Source organism: Pseudosulfitobacter pseudonitzschiae (genome assembly GCF_900129395.1).
GTDB classification, from domain to species: Bacteria; Pseudomonadota; Alphaproteobacteria; order Rhodobacterales; family Rhodobacteraceae; genus Pseudosulfitobacter; species Pseudosulfitobacter pseudonitzschiae.
In genome coordinates this window covers 151752-169126 of sequence record NZ_FQVP01000006.1, presented here as the reverse complement: position 1 = coordinate 169126, position 17375 = coordinate 151752, and the positions used below count along the sequence as shown (strand labels likewise).

15 protein-coding genes are annotated in these 17375 nt (G+C 60.4%); 12 read left to right on the top strand and 3 right to left on the bottom strand.

Going from position 1 to position 17375, the window contains the following annotated elements; translation table 11 throughout:
- Positions 1 to 2 precede the first annotated feature (2 nt).
- The 5 genes from BUC08_RS18140 to BUC08_RS18120 all read left to right on the top strand — a co-directional run bounded on the left by BUC08_RS18140 (position 3) and on the right by BUC08_RS18120 (position 5087).
- Positions 3 to 1007: an acyl-CoA dehydrogenase family protein gene (locus BUC08_RS18140; RefSeq protein WP_037927522.1), complete on the top strand. Its 1005-nt coding sequence runs from the start codon at positions 3 to 5 to the stop codon at positions 1005 to 1007.
- Positions 997 to 1749, top strand: a complete 753-nt coding sequence (locus BUC08_RS18135) for an SDR family NAD(P)-dependent oxidoreductase (protein WP_037927525.1) — start codon at positions 997 to 999, stop codon at positions 1747 to 1749. Before BUC08_RS18140 ends, BUC08_RS18135 begins: the two co-directional genes overlap by 11 nt.
- A 9-nt stretch (positions 1750 to 1758) precedes the next feature.
- Complete coding sequence (locus tag BUC08_RS18130; protein WP_051694480.1) at positions 1759 to 3030, top strand: SDR family oxidoreductase; 1272 nt, start codon at positions 1759 to 1761, stop codon at positions 3028 to 3030.
- A 117-nt stretch (positions 3031 to 3147) separates the two neighbouring features.
- Entirely contained in the window at positions 3148 to 3576 is a 429-nt protein-coding gene (locus BUC08_RS18125; protein WP_051694482.1) for a tripartite tricarboxylate transporter TctB family protein, read from the top strand.
- Positions 3576 to 5087 carry a tripartite tricarboxylate transporter permease gene (locus BUC08_RS18120; RefSeq protein ID WP_037927529.1) on the top strand — a complete coding sequence of 504 codons (1512 nt, stop codon included), beginning with the start codon at positions 3576 to 3578 and terminating at the stop codon, positions 5085 to 5087. Before BUC08_RS18125 ends, BUC08_RS18120 begins: the two co-directional genes overlap by 1 nt.
- A 33-nt stretch (positions 5088 to 5120) precedes the next feature.
- On the opposite strand, the gene BUC08_RS18115 is transcribed toward BUC08_RS18120, so the two are convergent.
- Both BUC08_RS18115 and BUC08_RS18110 read right to left on the bottom strand, forming a co-directional pair.
- Entirely contained in the window at positions 5121 to 5741 is a 621-nt protein-coding gene (locus BUC08_RS18115) for a TetR/AcrR family transcriptional regulator (RefSeq protein WP_037927532.1), read from the bottom strand.
- Positions 5742 to 5832: 91 nt separating this feature from the next.
- Positions 5833 to 6777, bottom strand: coding sequence for a nucleoside hydrolase (locus BUC08_RS18110; protein WP_037927535.1), 945 nt, complete (start codon positions 6775 to 6777; stop codon positions 5833 to 5835).
- A 108-nt stretch (positions 6778 to 6885) separates the two neighbouring features.
- Here BUC08_RS18110 and BUC08_RS18105 point away from each other — a divergent pair, with 108 nt between their 5' ends.
- The 5 genes from BUC08_RS18105 (at position 6886) to BUC08_RS18085 (ending at position 11877) form a co-directional block, all read left to right on the top strand.
- Positions 6886 to 7893, top strand: a complete 1008-nt coding sequence (locus tag BUC08_RS18105) for an isopenicillin N synthase family dioxygenase (protein WP_037927537.1) — start codon at positions 6886 to 6888, stop codon at positions 7891 to 7893.
- A 55-nt stretch (positions 7894 to 7948) separates the two neighbouring features.
- A complete protein-coding gene (locus BUC08_RS18100; RefSeq protein ID WP_037927540.1) occupies positions 7949 to 8806 on the top strand; it encodes an ABC transporter substrate-binding protein in 858 nt (285 codons plus the stop codon).
- 57 nt (positions 8807 to 8863) lie between these two features.
- The gene (locus tag BUC08_RS18095) at positions 8864 to 9814 is read left to right on the top strand and encodes an amino acid ABC transporter permease (RefSeq protein WP_051694486.1); all 951 of its coding nucleotides are present in this window, start codon (positions 8864 to 8866) and stop codon (positions 9812 to 9814) included.
- A 46-nt stretch (positions 9815 to 9860) separates the two neighbouring features.
- Complete coding sequence (locus tag BUC08_RS18090) at positions 9861 to 10613, top strand: amino acid ABC transporter ATP-binding protein (RefSeq protein WP_037927752.1); 753 nt, start codon at positions 9861 to 9863, stop codon at positions 10611 to 10613.
- Positions 10614 to 10680: 67 nt separating this feature from the next.
- Positions 10681 to 11877 (top strand): trans-sulfuration enzyme family protein, encoded by a 1197-nt coding sequence (locus BUC08_RS18085; RefSeq protein WP_037927543.1) that lies wholly within the window; start codon positions 10681 to 10683, stop codon positions 11875 to 11877.
- A 31-nt stretch (positions 11878 to 11908) separates the two neighbouring features.
- On the opposite strand, the gene BUC08_RS18080 is transcribed toward BUC08_RS18085, so the two are convergent.
- Complete coding sequence (locus BUC08_RS18080; RefSeq protein WP_037927545.1) at positions 11909 to 13612, bottom strand: ABC transporter ATP-binding protein; 1704 nt, start codon at positions 13610 to 13612, stop codon at positions 11909 to 11911.
- A 226-nt stretch (positions 13613 to 13838) separates the two neighbouring features.
- Here BUC08_RS18080 and BUC08_RS18075 point away from each other — a divergent pair, with 226 nt between their 5' ends.
- Entirely contained in the window at positions 13839 to 16088 is a 2250-nt protein-coding gene (locus BUC08_RS18075) for an acyl-CoA dehydrogenase (RefSeq protein ID WP_037927548.1), read from the top strand.
- The gene (locus BUC08_RS18070) at positions 16085 to 17368 is read left to right on the top strand and encodes an acetyl-CoA C-acetyltransferase (protein ID WP_037927550.1); all 1284 of its coding nucleotides are present in this window, start codon (positions 16085 to 16087) and stop codon (positions 17366 to 17368) included. The genes BUC08_RS18075 and BUC08_RS18070 overlap by 4 nt, the downstream gene beginning before the upstream one ends.
- Positions 17369 to 17375: the final 7 nt, after the last annotated feature.

Below are 17375 nucleotides of genomic sequence, written 5' to 3'. Positions count from 1 at the left end.
CCATGACCACCGAATATGATCTTTCCCCCGAGGATTTTGCCGATACAGCCAAGGCCGTGGTGAACGCCTGTGCCGAGGCGGGCACCACCGCCGACAGGATCGCGCTTTTGGCAGATGCGGGGCTGACCGGTATCCTGGCCGGCGACAGCTGTGGTGGTATGGGGCTGCCCGTCGACTTTGCCGTGCCTGTTCTTCATGCCGCTGGGGCCGGAATGCTGGCCGCACCCTTGCTTGAGACAATGCTTTTGGCGCGGGCCTTCAGCGGCACCCAGGACGATCTGGCCACGGCCATCGCGATAGGGCACACGAAGGTCACGATCGCATGGAACGGTGAACTGGACGGTGCGGCAGGGACAGTAGACCGCGCTCCGCTGGCCGAGGACTGTGATGCGGTTCTGGTCTTTCGACGCGATGGCTCGGCAATTCTGGTCACCTTGGGCGCGGGCGCCGAGGTGATGGCGGAAGATACCCTTGACCTGGAGCGGCCCGAGGCGCGTGTTGTCATCACCGCCGCCGAAGGCCCTGAATTGAGCGCGGAAACGGTGACGGAATTGCAGCGCATTGCGCAAATTCTGCGATCCGCGTTGATCCTGGGCGCGGCGGAAGACAGCCTTGAGCGTGCCTGTGAATACGCGCAGGACCGGCGGCAGTTTGGCAAAACGCTGGTGTCATATCAGGCGATCCAGCACCATCTTGCCCGACAGTGCCTGGCCGTCGAGACGATCCGCAACTCGATCGCCCGCAGTCTTTCTCCCCACTGCGAAATGCCCGTTGACGCCGCACGCGCAACATTCATCGGGGCCACAGGTCTTGGCGCCAAGACAGCCGAGACTGCGATCCAGATATTCGGCGGCATGGGATACACATGGGACGTGCCGCTGCACCGTCATCTGCGGTTCGTGCGCACGCTTGCCGCACAGGGCAAGGCGGCCGAGCTTCTGGACTCTGTTGCGCAGCAACTTTTGTCGGGAGACAACATCAAAAAGGAGCTGCAACGTGCAAGCTGATAAAACCGTCGCACTGATCACCGGGGCCGGGCATGGCATCGGCAAGGCAACAGCCAAACTCATGGCTGCGCGCGGCTGGACCGTCGCGATCAATGACCTGAAAGCTGAATTCGTCGAAGAGGCCGTTGCAGAAATCACCGCCGAAGGTGGCATGGCGATACCCGTCGTGCAAAACGTCGGCAGCCGCGAAGGTGTCCGCGCTGCCGTGGATCAGGTCATGGAGGCCGCCGGGCAACTTGATGTTCTGGTGAACAACGCGGCGTGGGTGCGCTATCAGGCCATTCCCGACATTGCGCCGGAAACGGTCGACCGCATGGTGCAGATTGGGTTTAACAGCATCATCTGGGGCATTCAGGCTGCGGTCGAAGTGATGGACAAAACCCGTGGCGGGGCCATCGTGAACGTCGCCTCTGCCGCCGGTTTCCGCTCTGCGCCGCGCTCGCTGGTGTACAGCGGTCTGAAAGCAGGCGTCATGGGCATGACCCGCGCTGCGGCGGCCGAGCTTGGGGCCAGCAACATTCGGGTAAATGCCGTGGCCCCGTCCGCCGTCCCGACCGAGGGCACGCAAAAGCACCGCAACGCCGACCTGGATGCCAAACGCATTGCCCATACACCGCTTGGCCGGTTGGGCACGGTCGACGATATCGCCCGCGCGATCATGTATCTTTCTGCTGCAGAAAGCGACTTTGTCACCGGTCAGGTGCTGCTGGTCGACGGCGGCATCGGCACCTCGAACCTTTAAGGGCACAGTATGTCACAGAACAGCAAAGCCAATACCATCCCCCGCAAGGCACTTGTGACCGGAGGGGCCACGGGCATTGGATGGGCTATCTGCCAGCGGTTTGCTGCCAGTGGCATACTGTGTGTCATTGCAGACATAAACGAGAAAGCCGCACAGGAGCGCGCCCGGACCCTTGGTCCCGGCCATGTTGCAATCGGGGTTGACCTGTCCGACCTGGTACAGGCTGCCGGGCTTGTCGCGCGGGCCGCACAGGTCATGGGCGGGCTGGATATCGTTGTGAACAATGCGGGCATCACCGACACCTCGGGACGCCGTGTCGGAGAGATACCGATTGGTGATTTCGAACGACTGGTGGCTGTGAACCTTTCGAGCGTCGATGTTATTTGCCAAGCGTCGCAAGAGGTGCTGCAAGCGGGCGGTGTGGTCGTCAACCTGGCCTCCGGAGCCGCATATCGTCCGCTGGCCCTGCGCGGCGCATATAGCGCAACCAAAGCGGCAATCCTGGCCTTGACCAAGACCTACAACACCTTGGCTGAGAAACTGGGGCAGCGTGTTTGCGCTGTGGCCCCGGGCTACGTGCGCACAGAGTTGGTCGAAAGCCTGATTGCCAATGGCCGACTGGATGCAGAGGCTGCGGCCGCGACAGTTCCGTTGGGGCGTTTGGGTGATCCCGATGACATAGCGCGCGCAGTGGCCTTTCTGGCGTCCCCGGAAGGCGGCCCGCTGGCGGGTGAATGTCTCTCTGTAGATGGTGGGACGATCACCTCTGGCGGGCGACCCTTGGCATCAGATGTGCGCCAGCCTGAACAGGCTGGTGATGGCCCCATCGTCATCATCGGCGACGGCCCATCCGCAATGGCCGTATCCCAGACACTTGCGCCGCATCATGCGGTCAGACGGATCGCAACCCACGATGGACTTGCGGACGGACCAGCGCCATCCGCGATCATTGATATGACACCGCTGTCGTGTGGTGATGTGCCGGGCGCAATGTCTCATCTGCACGCGCTTGCGCGGAAGATAGAAAGCCTGGAGCTGGGTCAGGCGTTTTCGCTTTTGCTTGTGACCGCCGACAGGGGTGCGCCGACGGCTGCAGCGGTGGGCATGTTGTCTCAGGTCATGGCGCTTGAATGGGCGCCGCGCGGGCACCGGGTGAACACGGTGGTTTGGTCGGGCGAGAACCTCGACGGATTGGGTCCCCTGGCGGGATGGACCTCAAGTGAACAGGCCGGATATGTGACGGGCCAGGTCATCTCGGCAAGGTCACCGCATCCAGACTAGGACAACACCGGGTTCATGCTGCCGTGCGGGGAGAGCTGGTGCAGTGCAGGTACAAACAAGCGACCTTTGGGTCGGGGAGGGCATATGTTGAAGTCGCTCATAGACAGAAGAGAAGACTTGATTGCGGGACTTGTCACGGCAGGTCTTGGGGTGTTCATCCTCGTGGAGGCGGTGGGCTATCGGGTTGGGACATTGCGCAGCATGGGGCCGGGATATTTCCCAATGCTGCTGGCTGTCTTGATGTGCCTGCTGGGTGCGGGCTTGATCCTTTTGTCGAAACCCGATCCCCGGAAAGACGACGGTCTTCCGCCGGCCATTGCCGACCGGCGCGGGGTCTTTCTGGTCACCGCGGCGTTTCTTGCCTTTGCCCTGATGATTGAGCGGGTCGGCCTTGTGCCATCGGTGACGGTCGCGGTTTTTCTGTCCGCACTTGCCAATCGCAACACAAAGCTGGGCGTCGCCGTGATCCTTGCCTTTGGAACGGCGGCGGTGTGCTGGTTTATCTTTAGTTTTGCCCTCGGGCTTCAGATCAAGGCATTCGGATAATGGGTGATCTTTTCAGCAACCTCTCGCTGGGCTTTGGGGTCGCGGCGTCGCTTGGCGGGCTCGGCTATTGTCTTTTGGGTGTCACACTGGGGACGCTGGTTGGCGTGCTGCCAGGGATCGGAACCATGGCGACGCTTGCCATGCTTTTGCCGATCACCTTTCATGTCGAGCCCAATTTTGCGCTGATCATGCTGGCGGGTATCTACTATGGCGCGGCCTACGGCGGCTCGACGGCGTCAATCTTGCTGAACCTGCCCGGCACTGCGACAAGCGCGGTGACTGGCCTGGACGGCTATCCGATGGCCCAAAAGGGACAGGCCGGCGTTGCGTTGTTCATCACAGCCATCGCATCCTGTGTCGGGTCGTTGTTCGGCGTTGTCCTCTTGTCGCTGTTCTCTGCCCCGCTTGCGCGCGTGGCGTTGCAATTCGGTCCGCAAGAATATTTCTCGCTGATGTTCCTGGGCCTGATCGCCGCCTCTTTGGTCGGGTCCGGCAAATCGGTCCGTTCGCTTGCCGCCGTGACCCTGGGGCTTGCACTTGGGTTGGTTGGCCTGGATCTGAACAGCGGCGCCGCACGGTTTACCTTTGGCGTTACCGAATTTTACGACGGGCTGCCTTTGGTTGCCGTGGCCATTGGGCTGTTCGGCTTGCCGGAGATCATCGCAAATGCAGGGCGCACGGTAAAAAGCAGCGTCAATTCCAAGGATATTTCGTTCAGGTCCATGCTGCCGTCGCGCCACCAGTGGCGCAGGTCCGGTATGCCGATGTTGCGCGGGTCCAGCATTGGTGCGTTCTTTGGCGCGTTGCCCGGCACCGGCGGCGTCGTGGCCACGTTCATCTCTTATGCCGCTGAGAAAAAGTTAAGCCGTCAGCCGGAGGAATTCGGCAAAGGTGCAATCGAAGGGGTCGCAGCGCCAGAGGCTGCCAACAATGCCGCTGTGCAGGCGGCCTTTATCCCGACGCTCAGCCTCGGGATTCCCGGTGATCCGGTAATGGCGATCATGTTGGGTGTGATGATGGTGCATGGCATTCTGCCCGGGCCAAGCGTTATCACGGACTCTCCCGATCTCTTCTGGGGGCTGATCGTCAGCTTTATCATCGGCAACATATTCCTCTTGATCCTCAATCTGCCTTTGATCGGGCTTTGGGTGCGAATTTTGTCGATCCCCTACAACCTGCTTTTCCCGGTGATCGTCGCCTTTGTCTGCATCGGCATTTACAGCGTGAACTATCAGGTGATGGACCTGTTTGTCCTGCTGGGTTTCGGCTTTCTCGGGTGGGGTATGAAAGCGTTGAATTTCGAAGTCGCGCCCTTGTTGCTTGGGTTTGTTCTTGGGCCGATGATGGAAGAAAACTTCCGCCGGGCTCTTGTGGTGGCAAACGGTGAGGTTTCGACCTTCATCACGCGGCCCATCTCGGGTGTGATCATGGTCATCACCTTCATGATCATCGGCTGGTTCATCTATCAGGGGACACGACAATCTTTGACAGGTCGCAGCCAGAAGGTCTGACAGGATTTGCATCCGGGCGTCAGCGCCGAAAACCTAGCGTTTTTTCAGGTTCGGATCGCGCACCCGCGGACCCAACAGAACAGAGCCGAACAGGGGCTGGTATTGCTCGCGAATGTCGCGGGGTTCCTTGAAAGACAAGGCGTATTGGCCGATCTGGTGAAAATAGGTGATGCGCGCGCGCACAATGCTTTCATCCTGATCATAGCCCATTTTCTGAAACGCTTGCGTCAGAAGGTCCATGCGCAGGTTGTCGTTCTCCTCGACCTCGGTTGCCAGTGCTTTCGAGGTGCGCGACCAGTCGCGGGTGGCCAGATCAAGCGCGGGGCTGAACGGGGCTTCGTCCACCCAGACATGCACGATGTCGGTGAACAGTTGCAGGCCATCGTCATAGTTCGCATCACTCAGGGCATGGAACGGGGCACAGTTGGCGCGGCGCCATTCGTTCAAAAGCTCTTCGTGCAAATCCTTCAAGCTTTTGAAGTGAAAATAGAAACTGCCACGGGTGACCTTCAGTTTCCGGGCAAGCCCGTCGATCTTGACCTCGGCAATGCCGCGTTTCTCCAGCACCTTTCGCGCCGCCGCAACCCAGGCATCGCGTGACAGGTTCTTGCGGGGAACCCTGGTGGGCTTGTCTGTTTTTACAGGTTCACTCACGTGCCAACAGGGCCTTGCTTTCATAGTGATTTCCACGCCCGAAGGTCGCGGCAAAAGCTGTCATGTTTGCCGGTCTATGTCCATAGACCGGTCACGGCAGCGACCCGATACGTTCCAACATCAGGGCAAAGAATGCATCCGCATCGACCCGCCGCAGAACATTGCAGTTCTTGTCGTTGCCGGTGACACCCCACCAGTCGACAACGGTCATGCCAATGGTCACGGGCGAGGATATATCAACTGTGACGTGACACATGCGTTGTTCGTAGATCTCGGGCGCAAGAAGATATCCGGTGACACAGGCATCGTGGATCGGGCGCGCTTCGGTCGGGAATTTGTGCGACCCGTACTGGCGGAAGAAATCGGCCAGATTGGCGGCTTGAACGGCGGCGTGGCTGCCGGTGTTGCGCAGCTTTTGCAGCCATTCCGGCGTCATCTGTGCGGTATAGGTGCAATCAATGCCCGCCATCGTGACCGGAACGCCGGATGCGAACACTTTGTGCGCGGCATGGGGGTCGACGAAGATGTTGAATTCGGCGGCAGGCGTGGTGTTGCCCCCCTCGAAGAAACCGCCGCCCATCAAGACCACCTCGCGGATGCGCGGGATGATACGCGGCTCCATCGTCATTGCCATTGCGACGTTGGTCATCGGCCCAAGGGTGCAGATCGTGATCTCGCCCTCGGGCGCTTCCATCAGTGTGCGCACAATGAAATTGACCGCATGTTCCTTCTGCAAGGGGGTGACAGGGTGCGGCAGATCGGCCCCGTCGATGCCGGTTTCACCGTGGATATGTTCGGCGGTCAGCAGCTTTCGCACCATTGGCGCGGCACAACCTGCAAAGACCGGCACATCGGTGCGCTTTGCCAGCTCGACAACCTTCAGCGCGTTCAGAGAGGTCAAAGGCAGCGGGACGTTGCCCGCAACGGTGGTGATGCCCACAACCTCCAGTTCTTCGGGCGACCCCAGAGCGAACAGGATGGCAAAGGCATCATCATGCCCTGGATCGGTATCTATAATGATTTTGCGCGCACTCATCCGCGTGACCTTCCTTTGTGACAAAAAACTATTGCTGTTTTTTGCGCTTCGTGAATACAATACAGTACTGTATGTAGATGGCAAGATCGACAAGACTGGGAGACTGCAATGGACGGCACTGCACGGGGTGATTTTTCCGAAATCCCGAAGCTGGATGTATCGGCGCTGTATGGCACGGACGAAGGCGCGATTGCCGCCACCGCCGCCGAGATGCGCGGCCACCTTGAAACGACCGGGTTCCTTTATGTCGTCGGCCATCCCATCAGCACGGGCCAGATCGAAGCGGTGCGTGCGATGGGCAAACGCTTTTTTGCGCTGTCCGAGGACGAAAAAGCCAAGGTCCAGATCGACAAGAATTTTCGCGGCTACCTGAAGTTTGCGGGCTCTACCATCGTGACGTCATCAGTCGAGCAAGTGAGCAAGCCCAATCAAAGCGAATCCATATTCTTCATGCACGAGGTTGCCGAAGACGATCCGCGTGCCATCGCAGGCCTGCCGTTGCAGGGACCGAACCAATGGCCGGACGCAGAAGTGCTGCCGGGTTTTCGTGAAACGATCGAAGCTTATGTCGAGGCGATGACCGTGCTGGGCCGCAAGATGGCCAGCGCGATTGCAATCTCGCTGGGGCTGCCCGCCGACAGTCTGAACCGTTATTTTGAAGATCCGACAACATTTCTGCGGCTGCTGCACTACCCACCGCAACCGCCCGAAGACGGTTTGTTCGGCTCGGCTCCGCACACCGATTACGGGTTTATCACCTTGCTGGCACAGGATGACGTGGGCGGGCTGGAAGTGCTGAACAAAAACGGCGACTGGGTCGCCGCCCCGCCGGTTCCCGGGGCCTTTGTGATGAACGTGGGCGATATCCTGGCGCGCTGGTCGAATGATCTGTTCGTGTCCACACCGCACCGGGTCATCAACAGTTCGGGCCGCGAACGGTATTCGCAACCGTTCTTCTTCGATCCGTCAATGGATGAGACGATCAAGGTTCTGGACCCCTGCATCGGGCCGGACGGACAAGAAAAATACGAGCCGATCCTCTACCGCGACTACCTGATGGAACGGATCGACAAGAATTATCATTACCGCAAGAAAGCAGCCGAACAGGCGACATAGCCGGCGGCTGTGTCACTTATTGGCTTAACAACCAATACCAACTTGGAGGGATATCATGAAAAAAACCAATAAACTGATCGCACCCGTTGCGGGCGCCTTGCTTGCGCTGAGCACAGGCAGCGTGTCTGCAGCAGACATCACGGTGTCGCCGGATGTGGCCGAAAGCGGTGTGCTGACGATTGCAAACACGCTGGATTACGCGCCCTTCGAATATCTGGACGAAAAGGGCGCACAGGCCGGTATCATCGTCGAGCTGGCCAACGCTGTCGCGGATGCGATGAACGTCGAACTGGAAATCCAGCGCACGCCGTTCCCGTCGATGATCCCCGGCCTGGCCGCCGGCCGCTTCAGCGTCGCATGGGAGACATTTTCCGCCACGCCAGAACGTCTGGAACAGGTTGATTTCGTGATGTTCCTCAAGGCAGGTGTCGCCGCATCAACGCTGCCCGCCAAGGTCGAGGAATTTTCCGGCGACTATCCGCTCTGCGGCAAATCCGTTGGCGTGTCGGCAGGCAGTCTGGCTGATTTCCTGGTTGAAAAACTGAATGCGGAATGCACCGCAAACAGCTTGGACGTGGTCGAAAAGTCGGTGTTCAACACATCGAGCGACATTGTGCAGGCCGTTCTGTCCGGTCGCATTGATGCCCGCCTGGACGATGCCACCGCCTCGAGCTTTTTCGAGATCGAGAGCAAGGGCAAGCTGGTCGTTTTGCCGACCCTCTACGAGGTGTCGCCACTGGGCATGGCCATCGCCAAGGACGACCCTGACACGGCCAACATGATGCAAGAGGCACTGGCAGCCGTATTTGAAAACGGCACTTACAAGGCCGTTCTGGATAAATTTGGCATGGGCGCCTATGCGATCAACGAACCTTATCTTGTCAGCGCGATGGACGATCTGCGTCAGGACTGATGACAACAGGCGTCCGGTTGTTCCGGGCGCCCTGCACACACCAAAGGACGTTTGCCGATGAGCGCTCATGACGCAAATAACAACGCACAGGTGCAGTCGGCCTCTGAGACAGTGGCGTCCCTGAAGGTTGTGCCGCAAAAGCAGTACGGGCTGTGGATCGGAACGGCGCTGGTGCTGGTGTTGATGTATTTCATCATCCGCGCCTTTGCCGTCAATCCTGCTTTTGAATGGGACGTGGCGCGCAGCTATATGTTCCATCCTTCGATCATGCGCGGTCTTTACAACACGCTGCTGCTGACTGTGATCATCATGGTCGTGGCCACGATCCTGGGCACGATTATCGCAATCATGCGGGTGTCGCGCAGCGAAATCCTGAACGGTTTCGCGGGCGTCTATGTCTGGTTCTTTCGCGGCGTGCCCGCTTTGATTCAATTGATATTCTGGTTCAACCTGTCCCTGCTGGTCAGCAATATCTCGATCAGCCTGCCCTTCGTGGGCGAGGTGTTTTCCGTGCGCACCAACGATTTCATGACCCCGTTCTTTTCGGCGGTTGTGGCGCTGGCGCTGTGCGAAGCGGGTTACATGGCCGAAATCATCCGCGCAGGCATCAAATCTGTGCCGTCCGGTCAGGCCGAAGCGGCGACAGCCCTTGGGATGCCGTACCGGATGATCCTGAAACGCGTCACGCTGCCGCAAGCCATGCGCTTTGTCGTGCCACCCACCGGAAACGAGGCGATCAACCTGTTGAAAATGACGTCGCTGGTGACCTTCATCGCCGTGGATGATCTGTTTTACTCGGCCCAAAGCATCTATGCCCGCACGTTCGAGACGATCCCGCTGCTGATCGTCGTGTCGACCTGGTATCTGGCCGTGGTCAGCATCATGTCGGTTGGCCAGTACTTCCTCGAGCGGCATTTCGGACGCAGCGACAAGCGCAACGAGACGCTGTTCGACACGTGGCTCCGCGCGATCGTTGGCCGCAAAAACCGGAGCAATGCCGATGTCTGAGGCACAAAATCTGAACAGGGCACGGTTTGACGTGCCCGAAACCTCGATGATCTTTGCACGTGGCGTGCGCAAAAGTTTTGGCGCGGTCGAAGTCCTGAAAGGTGTCGACGTGGACGTGGCCGAAGGGTCCGTGACCTGCATCATCGGGCCGTCGGGATCAGGCAAAAGCACGTTCCTGCGCTGCATGAACCATCTGGAAAAGCTCAGCGGCGGCGTCATCCTGATCGACGGTAATTTTGTGGGCTACGATCTGGTGGGCGACCGCCTGATCGAGTTGAAAGACAAGCTGGTCTGCCAGCGGCGCGCCGAAATCGGGATGCTGTTCCAATCGTTCAACCTGTTTTCACATATGACGGTCATGGAGAACCTGATCGAAGCGCCGGTGCGTGTGCGCAGGATGCCAAAAGCCGAAGCCGAAGCCGATGCCCTGACGCTTTTGGCGCGCGTCGGGCTGAGCGACAAGGCGGCCAGCTATCCGCGCGAGCTGTCCGGCGGGCAGCAACAACGTGTGGCGATTGCGCGCGCGCTGGCGATGAAGCCCAAGGCGCTGTTGTTTGACGAGCCGACATCGGCACTGGACCCCGAGCTGGTTGGCGAGGTGCTGAACGTCATGCGCGATCTGGCGAAAAGCGGCATGACCATGGTTATCGTGACGCACGAAATCGCCTTTGCCCGCGAAATCGGGGATCAGCTTATTTTCATGGATGACGGCGTGGTCGTCGAAAAGGGCGATCCCAAAGAGATGATCGAAAACCCGCAATCCCCGCGCACCCGCGAATTTCTGTCGCGCGTCCTGTAACGCGGCGACGGCCTGACATTCCCACAATTTCCGCTGGCCCCTGCGTCAGCAAACAAAGGTATCCAAGATGGACAAACCCGAACTCGACTTTGCCAGCCTCGCAGTCTTTTACGAACCGGAAGAGCATTCGCAATCCATCAACTACCCGCTGTATATGTCCGCGAATTTTGAATACGGCGGCGATACCTATGACCGCATCACCGAAGGCGCGCGCAAGGACGTGAACATCTATTCGCGCTGTGGCAATCCGACAGAGTACCAGTTCGAGGAACATGTCGCCCGGCTGGCGGGCGGCACTGCCTGTCTGGCGACGGCGTCAGGGATGGCCGCGATCTCGCATGCGCTGTTCGGGGTGATGAAAGCGGGCGATCACGTGATTGCGGACCTGACGACCTATTCCAGCACGCATGAATTCTTTGACCACCGCGCCTGCGATTTCGGTCTGGACGTGACGCTGGTGGACTGCACCGATGTGGCCCGCGTCCGCGCCGCGATCCGCCCCGAAACCAAGGTTCTGTATTTCGAGGCGATTGCCAACCCGACGATGAAGGTCGCGCCGATGGCCGAACTGGTGGCACTGGCGCATGAACATGGCATCGTGGTGATCTGCGACAACACTTTTGCCTCGCCCGCAATCTGCCGTCCGCATGACTTTGGCGTCGACGTGGTCGTGGAAAGTGCGACGAAATTTATCGGCGGCCACAACGATGCGGTCGGTGGTGTCATCACGCAGAAATCCGACATCCTGCCCGCCGACTGGCTGGAAGACGTCCGCTGGAACACGCTGAACAAACTGGGCGCGCCAATCTCGCCGTTCAATGCCTGGCTGCTGTTGCGTGGGGCGCAGACCCTGGCCCTGCGCGCCGAGCGTCAATGCCAGAGCGCCGCCAAGATCGCCGCATGGCTGGACACCCATCCCCAGGTCGAACGCGTGTTCTATCCGGGATTGGAATCGCATCCCAACCATGAGGCCGCAAAGATCCAGTTGCGTGATTTTGGCTGCATGATGTCGTTCAAGGTCGCCACCGAGGAAATGGGCGTGCGTATCCTGAAAAACCTGAAACTCTGCGCTTTTGCCGCCAGCCTTGGCGGGGTCCGCACCACCACCCAGATGCCCGGGACGATGGCGTTTCTGGACATCCCTTTGCAAGAGCGGATCGCCATGGGGATCGAGCCGGGCCTGGTCCGTGTGTCCGTGGGCATCGAGCATGTGGACGATATCATTGCCGATCTGGATCAGGCGATACAGGCGGCGCTGGTTTAGGGTTCAGGGGGCCGCGACCGCCCGCGTGGCGTCAGGAGTTCGCAAGCCGTGTGTAGTGGCCAAAAGACTGGCTGAGTTCGGAATGCGTGCCGATCTCTACGATCTGGCCGTCCTGCATCACGGCAATGCGGTCCGCGTTGCGGATCGTGTCCAGACGGTGTGCGATGACCAGGGTCGTGCGGTTTTCCGACAGCGCATCCAGCGCGTCCTGAATCTGGCGCTCGGTCTGGGTGTCCAGCGCCGAGGTCGCCTCGTCCAGGATCAGGATCGGCGGGTTTTTCAGGAATATCCGCGCAATCGCGACCCGTTGCTTTTGTCCGCCCGACAGGCTGACACCGCGTTCGCCCACGATGGTATCAAGCCCCTCCGGCATCTGCGCGATCATGTCGCCAAGCTGTGCCTTGGCGGCCGCGTCCAGAATGTCCGCTTCGCTTGCGTCGAGACGTCCATAGGCGATGTTCTCGCGCAGCGTCCCGCCGAACAGAAACACATCCTGACTGACAATGCCGATCTGACTGCGCAGGGAATTCAGTGTGACACTGGCCACGTCAAGACCGTCAATCGTGATCCGGCCCGCCTGCGGATCGTAGAACCGCGGCACCAGCGCCAGCAGGGTGGTCTTGCCTGCGCCCGACTGACCGACAAAGGCCATCTTCTCGCCCGGTCGCACATCCAGTGTGATGCCCTTGAGCACAGGTCGCCCCTGTCCGTAGTCAAATCCGATATCTTCAAAGCGCACCGCCCCTTTGAACGCTGGTGCCTCTACCGCATCCCTTGCGTCGGCCACGTCCGGTTCGGTCTCCAACAGCTCAAGATAACGGCGAAAGCCCGCGATCCCGCGCGGGTAGGTTTCGATCACGGCGGCAATCTTGTCGAGGGGGCGAAAGAACACCGTCACCAGCAACAAAAACGCCACAAAGCCGCCGGTGCTGAGCGATCCTTCCAGCACAAAACCGGCACCGGCCACCATCACAACCACCTGTATCAGACGCATCCCCATGTAGTTCAGCGCCGATGATCCCGCCATCAGCTTGTAGGCCGACAGCTTGGTTTCGCGGTAGCGGTTGTTGTCCTTGGCGAACAGGGCCGCTTCGTGGTCTTCGTTGGCAAAGGCCTGAACCACGCGAATGCCGCCAATGTTTTCCTCAAGCCGTACGTTGAAATCGGCCACCCGTGCATAGATCGACCGCCATGTGCGGGTCATGCGCCCGCCGAACACCACCACGATGGCGACGCAGGCCGGAACGATCACCGCCGTGATCAGCGCCAGTTTGACGTTGATCGTCATCATCAGGGCAAAGGCCCCCACGAATGTCATGATCGCAATGAACAAATCCTCTGGCCCGTGGTGGGCAACCTCGCCGATCTCTTCAAGGTCGCGGGTGACGCGCGCGACCAGTTTGCCGGTGCGCATCTTGTCAAAGAAGGAAAACGAAAGCCGCTGGAAATGCGCAAAGGCGCGGCGGCGCATTTCGGTTTCGATGTTGATGCCCAGCATGTGACCCCAGTAGATCACGATGGTCATCAGGCCCGAGTTCAGAATGTAGATCACCAGCAAGCCGAAAGCAGCCAGCAGCGTCAGCCCCAGATCGCCGGCGGGCAACAGCACATCGATGAACGCCTTGATCGCCAGCGGAAAGGCAAGCTCTAGCAACCCCGAGGCCACCGCACAGCCAAAATCCAGCCAGAACAGGGCTTTCCATGGGCGGTAGTATTCAAAGAATTGCCGGAGCATGAAGCGCATCTTTCTGCTGTGGGAGGTCTGACGGTTGGTTAAACGAATGAACGACGCTTTCCCAGACACAAGCGGTTGCGCGGCGCAGGTGTTGATTGAATGGGGTCGCACCTGCTCAATCTGACCGCTTTAAGGCCCAAGGCCCGGGCCACTGACAACGCCGCCTGCATCTCTGGGGGGAACTGCGTGCCCGGTCTGTGCGTTTTCGCGATGGAGGGACCATATCATGTCATTTCGTCGCGATTACATCACCAAGCCTATTTTCAAATGGGCCAAGACCGCATTGCCCGCCCTGTCCGAGACAGAAGCCGAAGCGATTTCTTCGGGCGACGTGCATTTCGAGGCAGAGCTGTTTTCCGGCAAACCCGACTGGACAATGCTGCGCAAGATGAAGGCGCCGACGCTGACGGCAGAGGAACAGGCCTTTGTCGACGGGCCGTGCCGGGCGTTTTGCGATATGCTGGACAACTGGCAGATTGACCGCGTGGACGGTGACCTGCCGAAAGAGGCATGGGATTATCTGCGCGAAAACGGTTTCTTTGGCATGATCATTCCCAAGGAATACGGCGGCAAGGGTTTTTCCGCCTACGCCCATTCCGAAGTGGTGCGCTATATCTCCAGCCGGTCGGTGGCGGGTGCGGTGACGGTGATGGTCCCCAATTCGCTTGGCCCCGGCGAATTGATCCTGCAATTCGGCACGCAGGAACAGCGCGATGACTGGCTGCCCCGTCTGGCCTCGGGCAAGGAATTGCCTGCATTCGGCCTGACCAGCGAGGACGCAGGCTCTGACGCCTCGGCCATGGTGGACGAGGGCGTGATCTGCAAGCAAGAGTGGCAGGGCGAGGAGGTTCTGGGCATCCGCCTGAACTGGGCCAAGCGTTACATCACGTTGTCCCCTGTGTGTACCGTGCTGGGGCTGGCGTTCCAGCTGCGTGATCCGGATGGATTGCTGGGTGACACGCCCGATATCGGCATCACCTGTGCCCTTGTGCCCACCGATCTGGACGGTGTGGAAACGGGCCGCCGCCATTTGCCATCCGGGACGATGTTCATGAATGGGCCGACCACCGGCAAGGACGTGTTCATCCCGCTGGAAAACATCATCGGCGGGCCGGATTACGCGGGCAAAGGCTGGATGATGCTGATGAGCGCGCTGGCCGCAGGGCGCGGGATTTCGCTGCCGTCGCTGTCGGCGGCGGGCACGGCGCTGGCGGCACATACCACGGGGGCTTATGCCCGCGTGCGCAAGCAGTTCAACATGCCCATCGGCCTGTTCGGCGGCGTGCAAGAGCCGATGGCGCGGATCGCGGCCAATGCCTATACCATCGACGCCGGTCGCCGTCTGACCACGGCGGCACTGGACGAAGGCCACAAGCTGGCGGTGATCTCAGCCATCATGAAATACCACGCCACAACGCGGATGCGCGAAAGCATCAACGACGCGATGGACGTGCATTCGGGCAAGGCGGTGATCGACGGGCCGCTGAACTACCTGCAACCGCATTACCGTGCCATTCCTATCGGCATCACGGTCGAGGGGGCCAACATCGTCACCCGCAACCTGATCATCTTTGGCCAGGGTGCGATCCGTGCCCATCCGCATCTGCTGGATGAGATGCAGGCATTGCAGGAACCGGACCCGGAGAAATCGCTGACCGATTTCGACAAACACTTCTGGGCGCATGTCGGTCATTCGACCCGCACGTTCTTTCGCGGGTGGTGGTCTGCGTGGACCGGGCGCGGCGACGTGCCGGACAATGCAGGCGACATCGCACCGCTTTACGCACGGCTGTCACGTTGGTCGGCGGCCTTTGCGGTGACAGCGGATATGGCGTTCCTGACGTTGGGCGGAGAGCTGAAGCGCAAGGAAATGATCTCGGCGCGTTTGGGCGATGCCCTGTCCGAGATGTTCCTTGTGTCGGCGGCGCTGAAACGCTGGGAGGACGACGGGCGGCACGAGGCGGACCTGCCATTGGTGCAATACGCCGCCGAAGTGTCGTTCAACCGCATCGGGCGGGCGCTGGACGAGACCATTGCCAATTTTCCCGCGCGCTGGGTCGGCTGGCTGCTGCGTCCGACGCTGCTGCCGCGTTCGCGGTCGCGCGGGCCGTCGGACAAGCTGGCCGAGCAGTGCGCGATGATCCTGTACCACCCGTCGCAAACCCGCGACCGTCTGGTGGGGCCGTTGCATCCGGGCGAACCGGACAGCGGGCAGGGTCTGCTGGACACCGCTTACCGCATGGTGATCGATGCGGAACCGCTGACCAAACGTCTGCGCAAGCTCAAACAATCGCCTGCCGACGCACTGAAGGCCGGCGCGCTGACCGATGCCGAATTCGCGCAGCTTCAGCGCGTGGACGCAGCGGTGCAAAAGGTTGTGGCGGTGGACGAATACAGCCCCGAAGAGATCGCGGCGATGTTCCCCGACGCGCCACAACACCCGGACAGCTTTACCCCCAGAGAGGCCGCAGAATGACCCGACCCGTCTACCTTGTCGATGGTGCCCGCACCCCGTTCCTAAAGGCGCGCGGCGCACCGGGGCCATTCACGCCTGTTGATCTGGCCGTGCAATGCGGCAGGCCCTTGCTGATGCGTCAGCCGATGCCGCGTGATGCCTTTGATCTGGTTATCCTGGGCTGTGTGAACGTCATTCAGGACGAAATGAACCCCGCGCGCGTGGCCGCGTTGCGGTTGGGGATGGGTGATGAACAGGTGGCGTTTACCGTGCAGATCAACTGTGGCTCTGGGATGCAAAGCATCGACACCGCCTTTCGCTATATCCGCGATGGCAGCCACGAGATGATCCTTGCGGGCGGAACCGAGGCGCTGAGCCACGCGCCGCTGGTCTACAACCGCGAGGCGACCGAATGGTTCGGTGGCATGGCGCGGGCCAAGGGGGCGATGGACAAGGCGGCCAAGCTGACCGAGCTGCGGCCCGACTTCTTCAGCCCGGTTATCGGGTTGGAACGCGGGCTGACCGATCCGATCACCGCGCTGAACATGGGCCAGACCGCTGAAGTGCTGGCACATCGTTTCGGCATCGACCGCGAAACCGCGGACGCCTATGCCGTGGACAGTCACAAACGCCTTGCCGCGGCGCAGGCGGACGGGCGGCTGGATGGCGAGGTTCTGCCAGCCTTTGACCGCGACGGGATGGCGCATGCAAAGGACGACGGCGTGCGTCCCGACAACTCGATGGAGCAACTGGCCAAGCTTGGTCCCGCATTTGAAAAACCCTATGGCAAGGTCACGGCGGGCAATTCCAGCCAGATCACCGATGGCGCATCCTGGGTGATCCTCGCGTCGGAAACCGCTGTCGAGGCGCACGGGCTGAACCCGATTGCGCGGCTGGTCGACAGCGAATGGGCAGCGCTGGACCCGTCGGTCATGGGGCTGGGTCCGGTTCTGTCATCAACCCCGCTGGCACAGCGGCACGGACTTTCGGTGGATGACATCGACCTTTGGGAAATCAACGAGGCCTTTGCCGCACAGGTTCTGTCCTGTCTGGCCGCGTGGCAGGATGACGACTTTTGCCGCGAGGTTCTGGGCTATGACGCCGCCTTTGGCCGGATAGACCGTGGGCGGCTGAACGTGGATGGCGGGGCGATCAGCCTGGGCCATCCGGTGGGGGCCAGCGGCAACAGGATCGTGCTGCACCTTGCCAATGCCATGAAACAAAAAGGCGCCCGCCGGGGTATTGCCACCGAATGCATCGGCGGCGGACTGGGCGGTGCCATGTTGCTGGAGGCCGCGTGATGGGTGT

Coding starts and splice junctions, on each gene's coding strand:
- BUC08_RS18070 (WP_037927550.1), top strand. CDS start 16,085: ATGACCCGACCCGTCTACCTTGTCGATGGTGCCCGCACCCCGTTCCTA.
- BUC08_RS18090 (WP_037927752.1), top strand. CDS start 9,861: ATGATCTTTGCACGTGGCGTGCGCAAAAGTTTTGGCGCGGTCGAAGTC.
- BUC08_RS18095 (WP_051694486.1), top strand. CDS start 8,864: ATGAGCGCTCATGACGCAAATAACAACGCACAGGTGCAGTCGGCCTCT.
- BUC08_RS18100 (WP_037927540.1), top strand. CDS start 7,949: ATGAAAAAAACCAATAAACTGATCGCACCCGTTGCGGGCGCCTTGCTT.
- BUC08_RS18120 (WP_037927529.1), top strand. CDS start 3,576: ATGGGTGATCTTTTCAGCAACCTCTCGCTGGGCTTTGGGGTCGCGGCG.
- BUC08_RS18085 (WP_037927543.1), top strand. CDS start 10,681: ATGGACAAACCCGAACTCGACTTTGCCAGCCTCGCAGTCTTTTACGAA.
- BUC08_RS18080 (WP_037927545.1), bottom strand. CDS start 13,612: ATGCTCCGGCAATTCTTTGAATACTACCGCCCATGGAAAGCCCTGTTC.
- BUC08_RS18105 (WP_037927537.1), top strand. CDS start 6,886: ATGGACGGCACTGCACGGGGTGATTTTTCCGAAATCCCGAAGCTGGAT.
- BUC08_RS18075 (WP_037927548.1), top strand. CDS start 13,839: ATGTCATTTCGTCGCGATTACATCACCAAGCCTATTTTCAAATGGGCC.
- BUC08_RS18140 (WP_037927522.1), top strand. CDS start 3: ATGACCACCGAATATGATCTTTCCCCCGAGGATTTTGCCGATACAGCC.
- BUC08_RS18130 (WP_051694480.1), top strand. CDS start 1,759: ATGTCACAGAACAGCAAAGCCAATACCATCCCCCGCAAGGCACTTGTG.
- BUC08_RS18110 (WP_037927535.1), bottom strand. CDS start 6,777: ATGAGTGCGCGCAAAATCATTATAGATACCGATCCAGGGCATGATGAT.